The 20,423-nt window shown below is 69.8% G+C and carries 16 protein-coding genes and 2 riboswitches; of the genes, 7 read left to right on the forward strand and 9 right to left on the reverse strand.

Going from position 1 to position 20,423, the window contains the following annotated elements:
* Nucleotides 1–264 precede the first annotated feature (264 nt).
* Complete coding sequence (typA, locus tag H9633_RS01930) at nt 265–2,184, reverse strand: translational GTPase TypA (protein WP_071644984.1); 1,920 nt, start codon at nt 2,182–2,184, stop codon at nt 265–267.
* Nucleotides 2,185–2,374: 190 nt separating this feature from the next.
* On the opposite strand from typA, the gene H9633_RS01935 reads away from it, so the two are divergent.
* Entirely contained in the window at nt 2,375–3,139 is a 765-nt protein-coding gene (locus H9633_RS01935; RefSeq protein ID WP_256221172.1) for a CPBP family intramembrane glutamic endopeptidase, read from the forward strand.
* A gap of 18 nt (nt 3,140–3,157) precedes the next feature.
* On the opposite strand, the gene H9633_RS01940 is transcribed toward H9633_RS01935, so the two are convergent.
* From H9633_RS01940 to gcvT, 8 genes are all read right to left on the reverse strand, one after another.
* A complete protein-coding gene (locus H9633_RS01940) occupies nt 3,158–3,670 on the reverse strand; it encodes a PH domain-containing protein (RefSeq protein ID WP_191711900.1) in 513 nt (170 codons plus the stop codon).
* A gap of 56 nt (nt 3,671–3,726) precedes the next feature.
* A complete protein-coding gene (locus H9633_RS01945; protein ID WP_071644987.1) occupies nt 3,727–5,373 on the reverse strand; it encodes a dipeptide ABC transporter ATP-binding protein in 1,647 nt (548 codons plus the stop codon).
* Nucleotides 5,370–6,314 (reverse strand): ABC transporter permease, encoded by a 945-nt coding sequence (locus tag H9633_RS01950; RefSeq protein WP_191711901.1) that lies wholly within the window; start codon nt 6,312–6,314, stop codon nt 5,370–5,372. The genes H9633_RS01945 and H9633_RS01950 overlap by 4 nt, the downstream gene beginning before the upstream one ends.
* The gene (locus H9633_RS01955) at nt 6,301–7,233 is read right to left on the reverse strand and encodes an ABC transporter permease (RefSeq protein ID WP_071644989.1); all 933 of its coding nucleotides are present in this window, start codon (nt 7,231–7,233) and stop codon (nt 6,301–6,303) included. The genes H9633_RS01950 and H9633_RS01955 overlap by 14 nt, the downstream gene beginning before the upstream one ends.
* Nucleotides 7,234–7,330: 97 nt before the next feature.
* Nucleotides 7,331–8,965, reverse strand: a complete 1,635-nt coding sequence (locus H9633_RS01960) for a peptide ABC transporter substrate-binding protein (RefSeq protein WP_191711902.1) — start codon at nt 8,963–8,965, stop codon at nt 7,331–7,333.
* Between the two features lie 173 nt (nt 8,966–9,138).
* The gene (gcvP, locus tag H9633_RS01965; RefSeq protein WP_225211119.1) at nt 9,139–11,997 is read right to left on the reverse strand and encodes an aminomethyl-transferring glycine dehydrogenase; all 2,859 of its coding nucleotides are present in this window, start codon (nt 11,995–11,997) and stop codon (nt 9,139–9,141) included.
* 56 nt (nt 11,998–12,053) lie between these two features.
* The gene (gene gcvH / locus H9633_RS01970) at nt 12,054–12,431 is read right to left on the reverse strand and encodes a glycine cleavage system protein GcvH (RefSeq protein WP_191711904.1); all 378 of its coding nucleotides are present in this window, start codon (nt 12,429–12,431) and stop codon (nt 12,054–12,056) included.
* Nucleotides 12,428–13,546 (reverse strand): glycine cleavage system aminomethyltransferase GcvT, encoded by a 1,119-nt coding sequence (gene gcvT, locus H9633_RS01975; protein WP_191711905.1) that lies wholly within the window; start codon nt 13,544–13,546, stop codon nt 12,428–12,430. Before gcvT ends, gcvH begins: the two co-directional genes overlap by 4 nt.
* A 53-nt stretch (nt 13,547–13,599) precedes the next feature.
* Nucleotides 13,600–13,709: riboswitch (glycine riboswitch) on the reverse strand.
* Between the two features lies 1 nt (nt 13,710).
* A riboswitch (glycine riboswitch) is annotated at nt 13,711–13,804 on the reverse strand.
* Nucleotides 13,805–13,854: 50 nt separating this feature from the next.
* Here gcvT and H9633_RS01980 point away from each other — a divergent pair.
* From H9633_RS01980 to H9633_RS02005, 6 genes are all read left to right on the forward strand, one after another.
* Nucleotides 13,855–14,520, forward strand: coding sequence for an NUDIX hydrolase (locus H9633_RS01980; RefSeq protein WP_371261043.1), 666 nt, complete (start codon nt 13,855–13,857; stop codon nt 14,518–14,520).
* Nucleotides 14,521–14,627: 107 nt separating this feature from the next.
* On the forward strand, nt 14,628–15,926 hold the full coding sequence (gene nadA, locus H9633_RS01985) for a quinolinate synthase NadA (protein WP_191711906.1): 1,299 nt from the start codon (nt 14,628–14,630) through the stop codon (nt 15,924–15,926).
* A complete protein-coding gene (gene nadB / locus H9633_RS01990) occupies nt 15,923–17,419 on the forward strand; it encodes an L-aspartate oxidase (protein ID WP_191711907.1) in 1,497 nt (498 codons plus the stop codon). Before nadA ends, nadB begins: the two co-directional genes overlap by 4 nt.
* Nucleotides 17,416–18,267: a carboxylating nicotinate-nucleotide diphosphorylase gene (gene nadC, locus H9633_RS01995; protein WP_191711908.1), complete on the forward strand. Its 852-nt coding sequence runs from the start codon at nt 17,416–17,418 to the stop codon at nt 18,265–18,267. Before nadB ends, nadC begins: the two co-directional genes overlap by 4 nt.
* A gap of 1 nt (nt 18,268) precedes the next feature.
* Nucleotides 18,269–19,432 carry a cysteine desulfurase family protein gene (locus H9633_RS02000; protein ID WP_191711909.1) on the forward strand — a complete coding sequence of 388 codons (1,164 nt, stop codon included), beginning with the start codon at nt 18,269–18,271 and terminating at the stop codon, nt 19,430–19,432.
* 47 nt (nt 19,433–19,479) lie between these two features.
* The gene (locus H9633_RS02005) at nt 19,480–20,418 is read left to right on the forward strand and encodes a glycosyltransferase family 2 protein (RefSeq protein ID WP_318247169.1); all 939 of its coding nucleotides are present in this window, start codon (nt 19,480–19,482) and stop codon (nt 20,416–20,418) included.
* Nucleotides 20,419–20,423 lie beyond the last annotated feature (5 nt).

Here is a 20,423-nt window from a genome sequence, read left to right on the forward strand (position 1 = left end):
CGCTCATGGGAGCACCGTTTCCCGGGCACGAGAGACAACACTGTCCCGTGCACCTGGACGCAACCCTGCTCTCATCTGGACGCGAGGTGCGCGCTTGCCGAGAATGACCCGCCGGCGCGTCCGGGAAAGTATGTTATGCGTTCGTTACCTTCCGTTCGCTCGCGGGCGGCTCGAGATGTCCGTTCGTGCCGAAGGCCCCCTCGCGGCGTCCTCGCCCGAAGGGGCGCGGATGCGGCGAGGAGGCCTCGGCGGAAAACGGGAAGGTCAGGCGTGGGCGTTGGCGTCCTGACGCTTCAGCCGCGACGTCTCACGACCGCGGATGGTCTGGTCGAGGATCACCTTGCGGATGCGCACGGCCTCCGGCGTGACCTCGACGCACTCATCCTCGCGGGCGAACTCCAGCGACTCCTCGAGGGAGAGGATGCGCGGCGGCGTCATCGACTCGAAGCTGTCGGCCGTGGCCGAGCGCATGTTGGTGAGCTTCTTCTCCTTGGTGATGTTCACGTCCATGTCATCCGCACGCGAGTTCTCACCCACGACCATGCCCTCGTAGACCTCTTCGGTCGGCCTGACGAAGAACGACATGCGCTCCTGCAGGGCGATCATGGCGAACGGGGTGACGACGCCGGCCCGGTCGGCGACGATCGAGCCGTTCTGGCGGGCGACGATCGAGCCTGCCCACGCGTCGTAGCCGTGCGAGATGGCGTTGGCGATGCCGGTGCCGCGGGTGATCGAGAGGAACTCGGTGCGGAAGCCGATCAGGCCGCGCGAGGGCACGATGAATTCCATGCGGATCCAGCCGGTGCCGTGGTTGACCATGTTCTCCATGCGGCCGCGGCGGTTGGCCATCAGCTGCGTGACCGCGCCCAGGTGCTCCTCGGGCACGTCGATCGTGAGGTGCTCGTACGGCTCGTGCACCTTGCCGTCCTCTCCCTTTCGGGTGACGACCTGCGGCTTGCCGACGGTGAGCTCGAAGCCCTCGCGACGCATGTTCTCGACCAGGATGGCGAGCTGCAGCTCACCGCGGCCCTGCACCTCCCACACGTCGGGGCGGCCGATGTCGTTCACGCGCAGCGACACGTTTCCGATCAGCTCGCGGTCGAGGCGGTCCTTCACCATGCGAGCGGTGAGCTTGTGTCCCTTGACCTTGCCGACCAGCGGCGAGGTGTTCGTGCCGATGGTCATCGAGATCGACGGCTCGTCGACGCTGATCTGCGGCAGCGGGCGCACGTCCACCGGGTCGGCGATGGTCTCGCCGATCATGATGTCCGCGAAGCCGGCGATAACGGCGATGTCGCCGGGTCCGGCCGACTCGGCCGGGTAGCGCTCGAGCGCCTTGGTCATCAGCAGCTCGGTGATGCGCGCGTTCTGGGTGGTGCCGTCCTGGCGCACCCAGGCGACGGTCTGACCCTTCTTGAGCGTGCCGTTGAAGACGCGCAGCAGCGCGAGGCGGCCGAGGAACGCCGAGGAGTCGAGGTTGGTGACCCACGCCTGCAGCGGCGCCTCGTCGTCGTACGACGGTGCGGGCACGTGCTCGAGGATCGCCTCGAACAGGGGCTCGAGGTCGTCGTTGTCGGGCAGCTCGCCGTTCGCGGGGCGGTTGCGCGACGCTGCTCCCGCGCGTCCCGAGGCGTAGACCACCGGCACGTCGAGCAGAGCGTCGACGTCGAGGTCGGGCACGTCGTCCTGCAGGTCGCTGGCGAGGCCGAGCAGCAGGTCGTGGGCCTCTTCTTCGACCTCGGCGATGCGGGCATCCGCCCGGTCGGTCTTGTTCACCAGCAGGATGACGGGCAGCTTCGCCTCGAGAGCCTTGCGCAGCACGAAGCGGGTCTGCGGCAGCGGACCCTCGGAGGAGTCGACCAGCAGCACGACGCCGTCGACCATCGACAGCGCGCGCTCGACCTCGCCACCGAAGTCGGCGTGACCGGGGGTGTCGACGACGTTGATCGTCACGGGCGTCTCGGAGTGCTTCCCCGAGTACGTGATCGCCGTGTTCTTGGCGAGGATCGTGATGCCCTTCTCACGCTCGAGGTCGTTGGAGTCCATCGCGCGTTCTTCGACGTGCGCGTGCTCGCCGAACGAGCCGGTCTGACGAAGCATGGCATCGACGAGAGTGGTCTTGCCGTGGTCGACGTGTGCGACGATTGCGACGTTTCGGAGGTCAGAGCGGAGGGCGTGCGCCATTCAAGAAGTCCAATGCGGATTTTGGTGTGAGATGGGATGCCGCGTGTGCCGAATGAACGAGAGCGACGTTCCAGAATAGCGCACGCTCTCTGAACAGTGCCTGACCCGTTCGAATCGCTCAACTGGCACTGTCCAGGGCCCGGATGCCGCCAATTGAGCTATCCGAACGGCGCCATCTACGATCGAGAGGGTGACGGCGACCAGGACGCGGCTGTGGTGGGAGATCGCGATCGTCCTCGCTCTGGGGCTCGGCCAGTCGGCGGTGTACGCCATCGTGCAGCTCGCCTATCGCCTCACCGACTCCACTCCCCTGGCCGATCAGACGGCGACGCTGAACCCGTCGCGCAGCGACCGCGAGGTGTTCGACCTCATCTATCAGCTCCTCTCGATCGGCTTCGGGATCGTGCCCGTGCTGCTGGTCTGCTTCCTGCTGTGGCGATCACGCCGCCCGCATCTCGGGATGCTCGGGATCGACGGCACGAGACCCGCGCGCGACATCGGCTGGGGCCTCGCTCTGGTGGCCGTCATCGGCATCCCGGGAATCGCGCTCTACGTCGCCGGCCGTGCGCTGGGCTGGTTCGTCGCCGTGGATCCTGCCGGGCTCGACGCCCACTGGTGGACGGTGCCCATCCTGCTGCTGTCGGCGGCCCGGGCATCCATCCAGGAGGAGGTCGTCGTGCTCGGCTACCTGTTCGCCAGGCTCAGACAGCTCGGCTGGGGCGTCTGGCCGATCATCGTCGCGACCAGCGTGCTGCGCGCGAGCTATCACCTGTACCAGGGCCCCGGCGCCTTCATCGGCAACCTCGCGATGGGCCTGCTCTTCGGCTGGCTGTTCGCCCGCACCCGACGTCTGGTGCCGTTCCTCGTCGCGCACTTCGCGATCGACGCGATCGTCTTCGTCGGCTACCCGTGGGCCGCCTCGACCTGGCCGGCTCTGTTCGGACTGTCCGCCTGACGTTCCGCAGGCCGCGCCTCAGCCGCGGGTGATCAGCACAGCGGCCACGGCCCAGGCGACGATCACGAGCAACGCGGCGAGGGACGGGATGTCCCAGCCGCGCCGCACGGGCGGCACCGGGGTGACCGGCGTCGCGCCCGCCTTCGCCTTGCGCAGCGCCGCGACAGCGTCATCGGCGCGCTCGTTCGCATCCTCTTTGGTGCGCCCGGGTCCGAGCCGCTGCGGTCGGCGCGTGGCGGGACCGCCGAAGCAGGTGATCTGCGAGCCGTCGTCGAGGGCGATCTCGATCTGCCAGCGCATCCGGATCTGCTGCACCCGCGCCCAGGGCACGAAGATCGTGCGCAGCAGGTTCTGCACGAACACGCCGTCGCGCTGTGGGCGCACGCGCGAGGCGACGCCGATGACGTAGATGCTCCACAGCACCAGCAGCGGCCACGGGGCGAGCAGCAGCGCGGTGCCGATGTCGGCTCGGACCGCGGCGTCGACGAGCAGCACCGCCGAGAGCGCCGCGCAGATCACCAGCAGCGCCACCCCTCCCCTGTTGCGGAGAGAGGCGGCGCCGGCTGGTGTCGCGGATTGCTCGGGCGTCACAGACCGCCGCCGAGCGGCAGCGAGGCGCCGGGGATCGCGTCGAGCAGACGACGCGTGTACTCCTCCTGCGGGTCGGTGAAGATGGAGTCCACCGTGCCCTGCTCGACGATCCTGCCCTTCTCCATGACGCAGACGAGATCGGCTGCCACCCGCACGACCGCGAGGTCGTGCGTGATGAACAGGTAGGTCAGACCGAGCTCGTTCTGCAGATCCGAGAGCAGGTGCAGGATCTGGTCCTGCACGAGCACGTCGAGCGCCGAGACGGCCTCGTCGAGCACGACGATGTCGGGTTTGAGAGCCAGCGCGCGAGCGATCGCGACGCGCTGACGCTGACCACCGGACAGCTCGTTCGGGTACCGCTCCGCCAGCTCGCGGGGCAGCGAGACCTGGTCGAGCAGCTCGAGAGAGCGCTTGTGCTGCTCGTCGCGCGTGCCGATGCCGTGCACGTGCAGCGGCTCGCTGATGAGGCTGCCGATGCTGCGCAGCGGGTCGAGGGATCCGTACGGATCCTGGAACACCGGCTGCATGCGCCGACGCAGTCTGAACACGTCTGCGCGCGACATGGCGCTGGTCGCCTCGCCGTCGATGAGGATCTCGCCGTCGGTGGGCTTCTCGAGCTGCAGCAGCATCTTCGCCACCGTCGACTTGCCCGACCCCGACTCGCCCACGAGCGCGAGCGTCTTGCCCCGGGGGATCGAGAACGAGACGCCGTCGACGGCGAGGAACTTCTCGCTGCGCAGTCCGCCGCTGCGGATGGAGTACTGCTTGACGAGGTCGCGCACCTCCACCACGGCCGGAGCCGTCTGCGCCTTCGGCTCCTCGCGGGTGGTGACCACGCCGATCCGCTTCGAGGCGAGGCTGGGCGCGGCGGCCACCAGCCGCTGCGTGTACGGGTGCTGCGGCCGCGAGAGGATCTCGACGCTGGGGCCGGCCTCGACGATCTCACCCTGGTTCATCACGATGATGCGGTCGGCGCGCTCACCGGCCAGACCGAGGTCATGGGTGATCAGCAGCACCGACGTGCCGCGCTCGCTGGTCAGGCTCGCCAGGTGATCGAGGATCACCCGCTGCACCGTCACGTCCAGCGCGCTGGTCGGCTCGTCGGCGATCAGCAGCTGCGGGTCGGCCGCCAGGCCGATCCCGATCAGCGCGCGCTGTCGCATCCCGCCCGAGAACTGGTGGGGGAACTGGTGCATCCGACGTGCGGCGTCGCTGAGGCCCGCCTGCTGCAGCACCTCGACGGCGCGGTCGTGCACCTCCTGGCGTCCTTGCGCCAGCCCGTTGGCGCGCACGGCCTCCTTGACCTGGAAGCCGACCGACCACACCGGGTTGAGGTTCGACATCGGGTCCTGCGGCACATATCCGATGTCACGTCCGCGGATGTGCTCGAGCTCGGCCCGCTTCGCGGTGGTCAGCTCGCGTCCGTCGAGAGTGATGCTGCCGGCGGTGACGTGCCCGGTGCCGGGCAGCAGGCCGATGATCGCGGATGCCGTCGTCGACTTGCCCGACCCGGACTCCCCCACGATCGCCAGCGTCTCGCCGGCCATCATGTCGAAGCTCACACCGTGCAGCACTTCGCGGGTCTTCTTGCCGCTGCGGAACGCGACGCGCAGGTCGCGCACTCTGAGCAGAGGTTCGGTCATCGCTGAGCCCTCGCCTTCGGGTCGACGGCGTCGCGCAGCAGCTCACCGAGCGTGACGAACGCCAGCACGGTGAGGGTCAGGGCGAGCGACGGCCAGAACAGCGCCATCGGCGCCGTGCGGATGTTGGTCTGAGCCTGGCTGATGTCCAGACCCCACGACATGGTGCCGCTGCCCAGACCGACGCCCAGGAACGACAGGGTGGCCTCGGCGACGATCGCGCCGGCGAGCGACAGCGTGGCGACGACGATGACGGGAGCCATCGCGTTGGGCAGCACGTGCACCAGCAGCGTCTTGAACCTCGACATGCCGATCGACTCGGCCCCCATCACGAAGTCGGCCTGCTTCACGCGCAGCACCTCGGCGCGCATGATGCGCGCGGTCGATGCCCAGGCGAAACCGCCGATCGCGAATGCCAGCACGAGCTCGTTGCGATCCGGCAGCACCGACATGACGACGATGCCCGCGATGATGTAGGGGATCGTGAAGAAGATGTCGCCGATGCGCGAGAGCACCGAGTCCAGCCAGCCGCCGTAGAAGCCGGCCAGCGCGCCCATGACGACGCCGACGATGGTGCTGATCAGGGTGGCCAGCACGCCGACGATGAGCGAGGTGCGGGTTCCCCAGATCGTGCGCGCGTAGATGTCGCATCCCTGACGGGTGAAGCCGAGCGGATGCCCGTCGGCGGGGCCCTTGTTGCTGTCCGCGAGCTGGCATCCCGAGTTCGGGGCGACCTGGGTGAACAGGGTCGGCGCGAGGGCGACGATGATCACCAGCAGGACGAACGCCGCGGAGATCCAGAACAGCGGACGCCGACGCAGGTCGCGCCAGGCGTCCAGCCACAGGTTGCTGGGCTTGGCGTCGATGCGCACGACGTCGACGGGCACCGACGTGGTGTCGGCCGGTGCGACGAAGTGGCCGCGGTCGAGGTCAGGTCGTGACATAGCGGATCCTCGGGTCGAGCAGGCCGTAGATGAGATCCACGACGAGGTTGATGAGCACGTACACGACGACGAACACCGTCACGAACGACACGACCGTGGGGTTCTCCCCTCGGATGATCGCCTGATACAGGGTGTTGCCGACGCCGGGGACGTTGAAGATGCCCTCCGTGACGGTCGCACCGACCATCAGCACACCGAACACGGTGCCGAGGTCCGTGACCATCGGGATGAGCGAGTTGCGCAGCACGTGCACGGGGATGACGCGTCCTCGCGACAGTCCCTTGCTGTACGCCGTGCGCACCCAGTCCTGGCCGAGCGTGTCGATCGTGGACGCGCGCGTGAGCCGCATGCTGGTCGCGTAGACGCTGAAGCCGAGCACCCAGGCCGGCAGCCAGAGATCGCCCCAGTCGTTGTTCGCTCCGACGGTGGGTCTGAACCACCCGAGTTGGATGGCGAGGAAGTACTGCGCCAGGAACGAGAGCACGAAGATCGGCACGGCGATGAAGATCAGCGCGAGCACGAGCATCGAGTTGTCGAAGATGCCGCCCTTGCCGAGCGCCGAGAACAGGCCGATGATGATGGCCAGCACGAAGGCGATGCCCACGGCCATCACGGCGAGACGCAGCGTGACGGGGAACGTGCGGGCGAGGACGTCTGCGACCGGCTGGCCGGAGAAGCTCGTGCCGAAGTCGAGCCGGAAGATCCCCGCGATGTAGTAGCCGTACTGCACGAGGAACGGCTCGTCGAGGTGGTACTCGGCGCGAAGACGCTCGAGCAGAGCAGGGTTCGGCTGCTTGTCTCCGAACAGACCGGCGATCGGGTCGCCCGGCATGGCGAAGACCATGAAATAGATCAGCAGAGTCGCTCCGAAGAACACCGGAATCGCCTGCAGGATCCGCTTGAGGATGTAAACGGCCATCCTCTACCTCCCTTCGGGTGCGAGGCGCGGATCACGCGCCTCGAGGGCAAAGAGAACGAGGCGGTGGTGTGGTGCACCACCGCCTCGTCGCGAAGGGTTACTCCGCCTTCTTCTCGATTTCCGAGAAGAGCGGCACGGAGTTCCAGCCGAACTTCACGTTGTCGACGTTCTTGCCGTAGCCGCCGACGACGTTCGAGTACCACAGGGGCACGACGGGCAGGTCCTTCAGAAGGACCTCCTGCGCCTGCTGGTACAGCTCGTTCGCCGCCTTGGGGTCGGTCTCCGAGATGCCCTCGGACAGCAGCTTGTCGAACTCGGCGCTCGAGTAGTCACCGTCGTTGGATCCGGCGTTGGTGGCGTACAGCGGTCCGAGGAAGTTGTACAGACCGGGGTAGTCGGCCTGCCATCCGGTGCGGAACGCGGTCTCGATGGTGCGGTCGGTGACCTTGCCGCGCAGCTCTGCGAACGTGGGGTACGGAGCACCCGACGCGTCGATGCCCAGCGTGTTCTTGATCGAGTTGGTGGTCGCGTCGACCCAGGCCTGGTGGCCGCCGTCGGCGTTGTACGCGATCTGGAACGTGCCGCTCCACGGGCTGATCTTGTCAGCCTCGGCCCACAGCTCCTTGGCCTTCTCCTCGTTGAAGTCGAGGACCTCGGAGCCCTCGAGCGAGTCGGTCCAGCCGTCGATGACCGGCGAGGTGAAGTCGCTGGCCGGGGTGCGGGTGCCCTGGAAGATCACGTCGGTGATCTCCTTGCGGTTGATCGCCATCGAGATGGCCTGGCGACGCAGGTTGCCCTCTTCGCCGCTGAAGTGCTCGAGGCGCTCCGGGATGGTGAACGACTGGAAGATGGCAGCCGGCTGGTTGACCGCACGGTCGCCCAGGTCGGACTCGTAGTTGCCGAAGGCCGAGTCGGGGATCGCGTCGAGCACGTCGAGCTGGTCACCCAGCAGATCGGCGTACGCGCTGTCCTGCGAGGCGTAGAACACGATGTTCAGACCGCCGTTGGCCGCCTTGCGCGGGCCGTCGTAGTCGGGGTTGACGACGAGGTCGATGCCCACATCGTGCTGCCAGGCTCCCTCACCGTCGAGCATGTACGGGCCGTTGCCGATCGGGTTCTCGCCGAACGCCTCCATGTCCTCGAACGCGACGTCGGGGAGCGGGAAGTAGGCCGAGTAGCCGAGGCGCTGCGCGAAGTCCGACGCAGGCTTGTTGAGCTTGATCGTGAAGGTGTGGTCGTCGACCTGCTTCAGACCGGTCAGCTCGGAGTCCTCGTCGTAGCTGAAGCCCTCGATGTCCTCGAAGAAGTAGCTGGAGAGCTGCTCGTTCGACGCCAGCGCGCCGTAGTTCCACGCCTTGATGAAGTTGTCGGCGGTGACCTCTTCACCGTCGGTGAACTTCAGACCCTCGCGGATCTTCACGGTGAGGTTCTGCGGGTCGTCGACCGTGATCTCCTCGGCGACGTCGTTGAACACCGCGCCGTCGGCCGCGTAGCCGATGAGTCCGGCGAAGATGGCGTCGAGGATCTTGCCACCACCGGTCTCGTTGGTGTTGGTCGGGATCAGCGGGTTCTGAGGTTCAGAGCCGTTGACCTTGATGATCGCGGACGCATCAGCGCTCGACGAGCCCTTGTCTGCGTCGGGCGAATCGCCGCTGCTTGCGCAGCCGGAGAGTGCCATGGCACTCGCCGCGAGCAGCGCAATGCCCGCGAGGGTGATCTTGTTGTGCTTCACAGTGTCCTCCTGTGGACCGGGACAAGCGCGCGCTCGGCCTCGAACGCGCTCACCTCCGATCCTAGGTCCCGCCGACGAGGCCACCAGCACGCCCGGGCAACTGTTATCCAGCCTTAACCGAAACCACCCCTCATCGCTGTCGCGACGAGGGGTGGCCCGGATGCCCGGATGATTCAGGCGAATGCCTCGATCGGCGGGCAGGCGCACACGAGGTTGCGGTCGCCGTACGCCTGATCGATGCGCCGCACCGGCGGCCAGTACTTCGCCGCGACCAGCGCGTGCACCGGGTACGCGGCCACCTCACGCGAGTATGCGTGCTGCCACTCCCCCGCGATGAGGGATGCGGCGGTGTGCGGAGCGTTCACCAGCGGGTTGTCGTCGGCGGGCCAGGTGCCCGCGGCCACGGCATCCGCCTCGGCCTTGATCCGGATCATCGCGTCGATGAAGCGATCGACCTCGGCGAGGTCCTCCGACTCGGTCGGCTCGACCATCAGCGTGCCGGCGACGGGGAACGACATCGTGGGCGCGTGGAAGCCGTAGTCGATCAGGCGCTTCGCGACGTCGTCGACCGTGATGCCGGTCGCCTCCTTCAGCGGTCGCAGGTCGAGGATGCATTCGTGCGCGACCCGGTCGTTCTCGCCCGTGTACAGCACCGGGTAGTGATCGCGCAGCCGGTGAGCGATGTAGTTCGCCGACAGCACGGCCGCTGCGGTCGCGCTGCGCAGACCCTCGGCACCCATCATCCGCACGTACGCCCACGAGATCGGCAGGACGCCGGCCGATCCGTACGGAGCACCCGAGACCGGACCGCCGTCGAACACGTAACCGCCGGCGTGCTCGCTCTTCTGCGCCTGCGGGTGGCCGGGCAGGTACGGGGCGAGGTGCGCCTTGGCCGCCACCGGGCCGATGCCGGGCCCGCCGCCGCCGTGCGGGATCGCGAAGGTCTTGTGCAGGTTGAGGTGCGACACGTCGCCGCCGAGGTCGCCGAAGCGCGCGTAGCCGAGCAGCGCATTCAGGTTGGCGCCGTCGACGTACACCTGGCCCCCCGCATCGTGCACCGCGGAGGTGATGTCGACCACCTGCTGCTCGTACACGCCGTGCGTGGACGGGTAGGTGATCATCAGCGCGGACAGCGCGTCGGAGTGCTGGGCGATCTTCGCGCGCAGGTCGTCGAGGTCGACGTTGCCGAGCTCGTCGGTCGCCACGACGACGACCTTCATGCCCGCGAGCACGGCGGATGCGGCGTTCGTGCCGTGCGCCGAGCTGGGGATGAGGCACACATCGCGGTGCGTGTCGCCGTTCGCGAGGTGGTAGCCGCGGATCGCCAGCAGGCCCGCGAGCTCACCCTGCGAGCCGGCGTTCGGCTGCAGCGACACCGCGTCGTACCCGGTGACCTCGGCGAGCCACGCCTCGAGCTGGTCGATCATCGCGAGCGACCCCTCGACGTCCTCGGCCGGGGCGAAGGGGTGCAGCTGGGCGAACTCCGGCCAGGTGATGGCCGCCATCTCGGTCGCCGCGTTGAGCTTCATCGTGCACGAGCCGAGCGGGATCATGCCGCGGTCCAGCGCGTAGTCGCGGTCGGCGAGCTGCTTGAGGTAGCGCATCATGGCCGTCTCGGAGCGGTGCGCGTGGAAGACCGGGTGCGTGAGGTACTCGTCCTCGCGCAGCAGCGCCTCGGGCAGAGCGCCCGCCGACCCGGATCCGAAGAAGCCGAAGACCCGCTCCTGCTTGCCGCCGAACAGCACGGCGACGCGGTGCAGATCGGTGAACGTCGTGGTCTCGTCGACCGAGATGCCGACGGTGTCGGCATCCACCAGCCGCAGCAGGATGCCGTCGGCGTGCGCGTTCGTCACCACGGTCTCGGCAGCGCCGGGAACCCGCACGGTGATCGTGTCGAAGAACGCGTCGTGCACGACCTCGGCGCCGGCCTCGACGAGCCAGTCACGCAGCACGGCAGCCTTCCCCGCGACCTCTGCCGCGATCGCCCGCAGGCCGTCGGGGCCGTGGTAGACCGCGTACATCGAGGCCATCACGGCCAGCAGCACCTGAGCGGTGCAGATGTTCGAGGTGGCCTTCTCGCGGCGGATGTGCTGCTCGCGCGTCTGCAGGGAGAGGCGGTAGGCCGGGTAGCCGACCGCGTCGACCGAGACGCCGACGAGACGGCCGGGCAGCTGGCGCTCCAGACCGGCGCGCACGGCCATGTACCCGGCGTGCGGGCCGCCGAAGCCCATCGGCACGCCGAAGCGCTGCGTAGTGCCCACGCTCACGTCTGCGCCGAGCGACCCCGGCGAGCGCAGCAGCGTGAGAGCCAGCAGATCGGCCGCGGTGACCACGATGCCCTTGGCCAGGTGCGCGGCGTCGATCACCGCGCGGGGGTCCCACACGCGACCCGAGGCGCCGGGGTACTGCACGAGCACACCGAAGAGCTCGTCGGGAAGCTGCTCGCCGCCGGCGAGATCGCGTTCGACGAGCTCGATGCCCACGGCATCCGCCCGCGTGCGCAGCAGCGCCTTCGTCTGCGGAAGGGCGTCGGCGTCGACGACGAAGACGTTCGACTTCGACTTCGACGCGCGCCGCGCCAGCAGCATGCCCTCGGCGACGGCGGTCGACTCGTCGAGCATCGACGCGTTCGCGGTCGAGAGCCCGGTCAGATCGGCGACGATCGTCTGGAAGTTGATCAGCGCTTCGAGCCGCCCCTGCGAGATCTCGGGCTGGTAGGGCGTGTACGCGGTGTACCAGGAAGGGTTCTCGAGCACGTTGCGCTGGATGACCGAGGGGGTGAGCGTGCCGTAGTAGCCCAGGCCGATCATCGGGCGGTTGACCGTGTTGCGGTGCGCGAGGGCGCGCAGCTCGGCGAGCGCCTCGGCCTCGCTGGCTGCGGCCGGGATGCTGCTCTGCGGGGCTCCCGCGCTCGTCGCAGGGCCGGTGAAGATGGATGCCGGCACCGCCTGGCGCATGAGCGCCTCGATGGGCTCCTCCGCGGTCGGGTCCTCCGCGGATCCGACCGGGGAGAGCCCGAGGGCGGCGAGCATCCGCTCGCGCGCCTCGGTGGTGATGCCGATGTGGCGATCAGCGAATGAGGTCACTCTCACGCCTCCGTGTGCGCGACGTATGCGTCGCGGTCGAGCAGTCCGTCGAGGGCGCCGTCGGCGACCTCGACCTTGATCAGCCACGCGTCGCCGAAGGGCGCGGAGTTCAGCAGAGCGGGGTCGTCGACGACGGCGTCGTTGATCTCGACGACCGTCCCGGTGACCGGGGCGTAGAGCTCGGAGACCGACTTGGTCGACTCGGCCTCGCCGAACACGTCGCCGCGGGTCAGCTCGGCGCCGACCTCGGGCAGCTCGACGAACACGATGTCGCCGAGCGCGTCAGCGGCGAAGTCGGTGATGCCGATCGTCGCGGTGGCGCCGTCGAGGGCGACCCACTCGTGCTCTTCGCTGTACTTGAGGGTGGTGAGATCGGTCATTTCTTCCTCCGGTAGAAAGGCAGGGTGGTGCGGGTGGCGGGGATCTTCGTCCCCCGGACGTCGAGGAACAGCTCGGCTCCGTCTTCGGCGTGCGCCGGGTCGACGTAGGCCATCGCGATCGGGTGGCCGAGCGTGGGGCTGAGAGCGCCGCTGGTGATCTCGCCGACGACCGTGCCGTCCTCGAGCACAACGGGATAGCCCGCCCGGCCCGCACGACGACCTTCGGCGGTGAGTCCGACGAGCACGCGGGCGTCGGCGGGCGCAGCCACCGCGTCCTTGCCGACGAAGCTCTCCTTGTCGGCGACGACGACGCGGCCGAGGCCCGCCTGCGCGGGCCTGATCTCGCGGGAGAGCTCGTGGCCGTACAGCGGCATGCCCGCCTCCAGGCGCAGCGTGTCCCGAGCGGCGAGACCGGCCGGCACCAGGCCGTGCGATTCGCCGGCGGCGAGCACGGCGTCCCAGAGTTCTGCGGCGTCTGCGGCTGCGACGAGCAGCTCGAAGCCGTCCTCGCCGGTGTACCCGGTGCGGGCCAGCAGCAGCGGCTTGCCCGCGAAGGTCGCACTCGCCCAGGAGTAGTACTTCTGCTCCGCCCAGGGGACGCTGATCTCATCGATGCCGGCGACCTCGGTGAGGATCTGCTCGGACGCCGGCCCCTGCACGGCGATCAGCGCGTAGTCGTCCGAGACGTCCTCCACCGTCACAGCGTGCGCTCCGGCGGCGGACTCGACGCGTGCCGCGAGCGCCTCGCGCACGACATCCCGGTTGCCGGCGTTGGAGATGATGAGGAAGCGCTGCTCGCCCATCCGGTAGACGATGACGTCGTCGATGATGCCGCCGTCCTCGGCGAGCAGCAACGAGTACTTCGCCTTGCCGATGGTCATGGCCGAGAGCCGGCCGGCCAGGCAGTAGTCGAGGTAGTCGCCGGCCGCGGGACCGTCGACCAGGAACTCGGCCATGTGCGAGATGTCGAAGACCCCGGCGGCCTCGCGGACGGCGCGATGCTCGGCGAGATCGGACGTGTAGCGGACGGGCATCTGCCAGCCGCCGAAGTCGGTGAAGGACGCACCGAGCGCCTCATGGCGTTCGCGCAGCGGGGTATAGCGGGGTTCGGTCACGGAGTTCTCCCGGTCAGGATCGGGTAGGACGACGTCGTCGGCATCCTCGGAACTCCCCCTCTGTCATCGGGCCTGAGAGCTTCGCCATCGCCACCGGCTCGAGGAGCTGATGAACGAGGGCTTTCACCGTCGGCGGATGCGTGAGCATCGCTTTTCAGAGCGGCCGGACCGGGGCGGTAGGGGTACCTGAGAGATTGGCGGGGAGGCTTGCTCCTTCGGTGCCCGACCGTGTTCATCGGGCTCTCCCGCACGGATCATGCGGCCTGTGTTCGATTAGGCCTCTCAGCATACCGTCTAGGCTCGTCGATGTGAGAGGCACGACCGGCGACAGGGACGCGATCGGCGTCGCGGTGTCGACGGTCATCTTCTCGCTGCGCAGCGCCGACGAGGGCGAGCGTCTCATGCTGCCGCTCGTGCGCCGCACCCGCGACCCGCACCTCGGATCGTGGGCGCTGCCCGGCGGGTGGCTCGATCCGGCGGAGGACCTGGATGCCGCGGCATCCCGCACCCTCGCCGAGACGACCGCCCTGCAGCCGAGCTACCTCGAGCAGCTGTACACTTTCGGCGACGTCGACCGCTCCCCCTCCCGCACCATCTCGATCGTCTACTGGGCGCTGCTGCGCTCCGATCTCGTCGACGCGCAGCGCGCGCAGGCGGGGGCGCCGGAGAACGTCGAGTGGTTCGACGTCGACGCTCTGCCGCCGCTCGCCTTCGATCACAACCGCATCGCGGAGTATGCGCTGTGGCGCCTGCGCAACAAGGTCGCGTACAGCCGCATCGCTGCGGGTCTGCTGCCGGACGAGTTCACCCTCACCGAGCTGCGCGAGGTCTACGAGGCCGTGCTCGGGCAGCGCCTCGATCCGTCGAACTTCCGTCGCCTGCTGGAGGGCTCGGACGAACTCGTGCCCACCGAGTCGTTCCGCACCGGCAAGCACCGCCCCGCGCGCCTGTATCGCTACGTCGCGCACGCCTGAACGCGCGCCCGTCGATGCGCGGCCCACGCGTGATTGCACTTCTGGTCATATCGACCTAATCTGTTCGCTGGCAGTAAATGTCATAGCGACCAGAAGGCGGTCCTCTCTTGACCCTCCTCCGCACCATCGATCCCTCCGTCGATCACGCCCTGCAGGCGATCGTCGCCGGCGCCTCGCTCGACCCGACATGCAGCACCGACCTCGCGGCCGGGCCCTGGGACTTCGACGTGCGTCCCGGGTACGGCCCCGGGTCGTCGATGGGCGACGTCATCCCGGTGGGCGCCCCACGCCAGGGCGAGCTGCCGGCCGCCTACCGCGAGGCGGACGAGGACGAGCTCGACGCGCGCATCCGCGCCGCCAAGCAGGCCCTCGGCGACCGCGCCGTCGTGCTCGGCCACTTCTACCAGCGCGAGGAGGTCGTCCGCCACGCCGACTACGTCGGCGACTCGTTCCAGCTCGCGAACGCCGCGCTCGAGCACCCCGACGCGGAGGCGATCGTCTTCTGCGGCGTGCACTTCATGGCGGAGACCGCCGATCTGCTCTCCGGCCCTGACCAGGCGGTCATCCTGCCGAACCTCGCGGCGGGCTGCTCGATGGCCGACATGGCCGACATCGATCAGGTCGAGGACTGCTGGGAGCAGCTCGCCGACGTGCTCGGCCCGCTCGACACGCCGGATGCCGAGGGTCTGCTGCCCGTCGTGCCGGTGACGTACATGAACTCGTCGGCGGCCATCAAGGGCTTCGTCGGCCGGCACGGCGGCATCGTGTGCACGTCGTCGAACGCCGCGACGGTGCTGGAGTGGGCGTTCGCTCGCGGCCGTCGGGTGCTCTTCTTCCCCGACCAGCACCTCGGTCGCAACACCGCGAAGGCGATGGGGGTGCCGCTGGAGCGGATGCCGATGTGGAACCCGCGCCGGCCGCTGGGCGGATCGAGTGCCGACGAGCTGCGCGACGCCGGGGTGATTCTCTGGCACGGCTTCTGCTCGGTGCATCGCCGATTCACCGTCGACCAGATCGCGCAGGCGCGCGCCGAGCATCCCGGTGTGCGCGTCATCGTGCATCCGGAATGCCCGGTCGAGGTCGTCGACGCGGCCGACGAGGCGGGATCCACCGACTACATCCGCAAGGCGATCGCCGCCGCGACCGAGCCCACCACCTTCGCGATCGGCACCGAGATCAACCTCGTGCGGCGCCTCGCGGCCCAGCATCCGCAGCACGAGATCTTCTGCCTCGACCCGGTCGTCTGCCCGTGCTCGACCATGTACCGCATCCACCCCGGCTACCTCGCCTGGGTGCTGGAGGAGCTCGTCGACGGCAGGGTGCAGAACCGCATCCGCGTCGCCGACGACGTCGCGCTGCCCGCCAGGGTCGCGCTCGAGCAGATGCTGGCGGCGCGACCGCGATGAACGTGATCATCGTCGGCGGGGGCATCGCCGGCCTCACGGCCGCCCTGCGCGCCGACGCCCTCGGTCACCGGGTCACTCTGCTCGTCAAGGGCGCGCTGGGTGACGGCTGCACCGCCCACGCACAGGGCGGTGTCGCCGGAGCGTACGGGCCCGGCGACTCCCCCGCGCTGCACGCCCTCGACACCCTGCAGGCCGGCGACGGCCACGGCGACCCCCTCGCGATCACCGCGCTCGTCGACGGTGCGCACGCCGCGATCGCGGCACTCGTCGACGCGGGCGTGGCGTTCGATCGCACCGCCGACGGGGACATCGCGCGTGGACTCGAGGCCGCGCACAGCCGACCGCGCATCGCGCACGCCGGGGGCGACGCCACCGGCGCGGCGATCTCGACCGCTCTCCTGTCCCGTCTGCGCACCTCGACGGTGCGGGTGCGGGAGCACGTCTTCGTAGCCGACGCGCTGACCTGCGCAGACCGGGTGATCGGCATCCGCTCGATCGACGGGGCGGAGGTGCGGGCGGATGCCGTGGTGCTCGCCACCGGCGGCGCGGGGCAGCTGTACACCCACACGACCAACCCGGCCGGCACCACCGGCGACGGCATCGCGATCGCCGTGCGCGCGGGCGCGGCGATCGCGGACCTCGAGTTCGTGCAGTTCCACCCGACCGTCCTGGCGGGCGCGAAGCCCTTCCTGATCTCGGAGGCTGTCCGCGGGGCGGGCGCCGTGCTGCGGGATGCCACGGGGCGACGCTTCATGCTCGACGAGCATCCAGACGCCGAACTCGCCCCGCGCGATGTCGTCGCGAGAGCCGTCGCCCGTCGCGCCGCCGCACAGGCCGCCCCCGTTGCGCTGGATGCCACCGGGCTCGGTGCGACGGTGCTGGCCGATCGCTTCCCCACCATCGACGCGGAGCTGCGACGCCGCGGAATCGACTGGTCCCGGCATCCCGTGCCGGTCACGCCTGCCGCGCACTACCTGATGGGCGGCATCGCCACCGACATCGACGGGCGCACCTCGGTGCCGGGGCTGTGGGCGGTCGGCGAGACGGCGCGCACCGGAGTGCACGGCGCGAACCGGCTGGCTTCGAACTCGCTGCTCGAGGGCGCCGTGTTCGGCGCTCGCGCGGCCGAGTCGCTCACCTCGTCCGCCACGCCGTCGTTCAGGTGGCCCGAGGCGTCGCCTCCGCATCGGCGGGACGGGGGTCGCGACCGTCCGGGCGCGACGTCGGCAGCGCCGACCGATCCGTCGTTCTCGCGCTCGGCACTGCAGCGGCTGATGTGGAACCAGCTGGGCCTGATCCGCACCGATCACGGGATGCGGGATGCCGTCGCCCAGCTGCACGCGTGGACGGCCCCGTCACCGACCTCGCCGACGGCTCACGAGGACGCGAATCTGCTCGCGGTGGGACGCGCCCTGGCATCCGCCGCCCTGTCCCGCACCGACTCGCTCGGCGCCCATTCCCTCCTCTCGCCCGCCCTGATGGGAGCCGCATGATCACACCAGCCACCCTGCGACGCGCGGTGTCCGCCGCGCTCGAGGAGGACGCACCGTGGGGGGATGTGACCAGCACCGCGCTGCTGCCCGCGTCGGCGCACGCGACCGCCGATCTCGTCGCTCGCGAATCGGGTGTGTTCAGCGGCGGCGAGGTGTTCGCAGCCGCCTTCACCCTCACCGACGCCGACGTGCGGGTCGACCTGCACGTCGCCGACGGGGACCGCTTCGCGGCGGGCGACGCGCTCGCATCGGTCAGCGGCCGCGCGCGCAGCCTGCTGACCGCCGAGCGCGTGGCCCTGAACTTCACCCAGCGCATGAGCGGCATCGCGACCCTCACCGCGACGTTCGTCGACGCCGTCGACGGGACAGGCGTGCGGATCGCCGACACACGCAAGACCACCCCGGGACTGCGCGAATTCGAACGACACGCGGTGGTCTCGGGTGGCGGCAGCAATCACCGGCGGTCCCTCTCCGACGCCGTGATGGCGAAGGACAACCACCTCGCCGTGCTGCGCCAGAGCGGGCGGGATCTCGCCACCGCGCTGCGCGAGGCGCTCAGCCGACTGCCGCACACCACGCACGTCGTCGTGGAGGTCGACCGGCTCGATCAGATCCCGGCCGTGCTCGACGGGGGCGCCGATACGGTTCTGCTCGACAACTTCTCGCTCGACGATCTGCGCGCGGGCGTCGCCCTCATCGCGGGCCGCGCCGTGGTCGAGGCCTCGGGCGGCGTGACCCCCGAGACCGTCCGCCCCATCGCCGAGACGGGTGTGCAGGTGATCTCCGTGGGCGCGCTCACGCACTCGGCCCGGGCCGTCGACCTCGGGCTCGATCTGCGGATCGACTGACGTGCTGTATCTCGATCACGCGGCCACGTCCCCGGCACGGCCGGAGGTTCTCGAGGCGATGCACCCCTACCTGACCGGTGTGTACGGCAACCCGTCGAGTCACCACACGGTCGGCGAGGCGGCGTCCGACGCCCTGGAATGGGCACGAGCGCGGGTCGCCGAGGCCCTGGGCATGCGGTCGTCGGAGGTGATCTTCACCTCCGGAGGAACCGAGGCGAACAACCTCGCGGTGAAGGGCATCGTGCTCGGCGCGCGGCAGGAGGCCCCGCAGCGGCGCGGACTGATCACCACCCCGATCGAGCATGAGTCGATCCTGCGCTCCGCGGAGTATCTGCAGCGCCTGCACGGGGTCGCGGTGAGGATGCTGCCCGTCGACGGGCACGGCGCGGTGGCGGTCGACGGCCTGCGCGCCGCGCTGCATGCCGACGGTGCCGTCGACGCCGCCGACGCCGCCCTGGTGAGCGTGGGGCACGCCAACAACGAGATCGGCACCGTGCAGGACATCGCGGGACTCGTCGCGATCGCGCGTGAGCACCGCGTGCCCGTCCACATCGACGCGGTGCAGTCGGCGGGATGGCTCGATCTGCGCGCGCTCGGCGCCGACGCGGTCTCCATCGCCGGGCACAAGCTCGGCGCGCCCAAGGGCATCGGCGCCGTCGGCGTGCGCTCCCGGGTGCCCCTGGAGCCGCTGCTGCACGGCGGCGGCCAGGAGCGCGGACGCCGTAGCGGAACCGAGAACGTCGCCGGCGCCGTCGGCCTCGCGACCGCCCTCGAGCTGGTCGAGGCGGAGCGTTCGCAGAGCGTCGCGGCGGTGCAGGCGCAGACCTCGGCCTTCATCGCCGCGGTCATGGATGCCGTGCCCCGGGCTGCTCTCACCGGGTCGCCGGAGCACAGGCTGCCGAACCTCGCGAGCTTCACGTTCGCGGGCATCAGCGGCGAGGCCGTGCTGCTGGAGCTGGAGCGGCGCGGCGTCGTCTCGTCGAGCGGGTCGGCCTGCGCCGCCGGCAGCGACGAGCCCTCCCCCGTGCTGCTGGCGATCGGCATCCCGGCGGAGGTCGCGCAGACCGCAGTGCGCTTCACCTTCGGCCGCACGCCCCTGCCCCAGGGATCGGCGCAGCAGCTCGCGGCTCTCGTCGCCGACGCCGTCGCGGCGGTCTCGGCCTGATCCGCGGGCGGACGCCAGGGTGCGCACCGAACCGTAGACTCGGCGTCGTGACCCCGCGTGTGACGATGATCGTGCCCGGACGCGACATCGCCGATTTCGCGCCCGCAGCCCTCGCCTCGCTGCAGGCGCAGACCGAGAGCCGCTGGCAGGCGCTGCTCGTCGACGACGGCTCGCACGACGACACCGCCGCCGTGTTCGCCGCTGCCGCAGCCCGCGACGCTCGATTCCAGGTGCTCAGGCACGATGAGTCCCGCGGGCTCGGCGCCGCCCGCAACGTCGCTCTCGACCTCGTCGACACGCCGTTCGTCGGATTCCTCGACGCCGACGACGAGCTGACGCCGCGCGCGATCGAGACCTGGCTCGCCACGCTGGATGAATCCGGCAGCGACTTCGTGGCCGCTGCGTACGTGCGCTCCCGGCTCATCGACGGCGCGTACCGTCCCGGCCGCGTGCAGCCGTGGATCGCCGCCGCCACCGCGCCCCGGCGCCTCGGCGTGACGCTCGCCGAGCATCCCGACGCCTCGGCCAACATCGTCGCGTGGTCGAAGCTCAGCCGCGCGACCCTCTGGGAGCGGCTGCGCTTCCCCGAGAACGTCGCCTACGAGGATCAGGTCGTCGCGCAGCGGATGTACACCGAGGCGCGGGCGTTCGACGTCGTGCCCGATGTCGCCGTGCACTGGCGCGTGCGCGCCGACGGCACCTCGATCACCCAGGGCAAAGCCCAGCTGCCGGTGCTGCACGACTACCTCGCCGCGCTCCTCGGCGGCATCGACGTGCTCACCGCGGCGGGTCAGAGCGATGCGGTGCGTTCGCGCATCGCGCTGATCCTCGCGATGGACCTGCCGTCGCTGCGCACGATCGCGGCCGAGCATCCGGATCCCGCCTACCGAGCGGCCGTCGAGGCCTTCGAGGCGTCGCTGCGCGCCCTGCCCGAATACGACGCCGCCCGCCCGAACGCGGAGTTCAGCACGGCGCTGGCGTGGTGACCGTG

The organism is Microbacterium commune, from assembly GCF_014836945.1.
In the GTDB taxonomy this organism is placed as follows: Bacteria; Actinomycetota; Actinomycetes; order Actinomycetales; family Microbacteriaceae; genus Microbacterium; species Microbacterium commune.

Bases quoted from the DNA above. Each gene is read 5' to 3' on its own strand.
- typA (WP_071644984.1), bottom strand. From the start codon at position 2,184: ATGGCGCACGCCCTCCGCTCTGACCTCCGAAACGTCGCAATCGTCGCA.
- H9633_RS01945 (WP_071644987.1), bottom strand. From the start codon at position 5,373: ATGACCGAACCTCTGCTCAGAGTGCGCGACCTGCGCGTCGCGTTCCGC.
- H9633_RS01950 (WP_191711901.1), bottom strand. From the start codon at position 6,314: ATGTCACGACCTGACCTCGACCGCGGCCACTTCGTCGCACCGGCCGAC.
- H9633_RS01955 (WP_071644989.1), bottom strand. From the start codon at position 7,233: ATGGCCGTTTACATCCTCAAGCGGATCCTGCAGGCGATTCCGGTGTTC.
- gcvP (WP_225211119.1), bottom strand. From the start codon at position 11,997: ATGCTCGCCGCCCTCGGGCTCTCCCCGGTCGGATCCGCGGAGGACCCG.
- gcvH (WP_191711904.1), bottom strand. From the start codon at position 12,431: ATGACCGATCTCACCACCCTCAAGTACAGCGAAGAGCACGAGTGGGTC.
- nadB (WP_191711907.1), top strand. From the start codon at position 15,923: ATGAACGTGATCATCGTCGGCGGGGGCATCGCCGGCCTCACGGCCGCC.
- nadC (WP_191711908.1), top strand. From the start codon at position 17,416: ATGATCACACCAGCCACCCTGCGACGCGCGGTGTCCGCCGCGCTCGAG.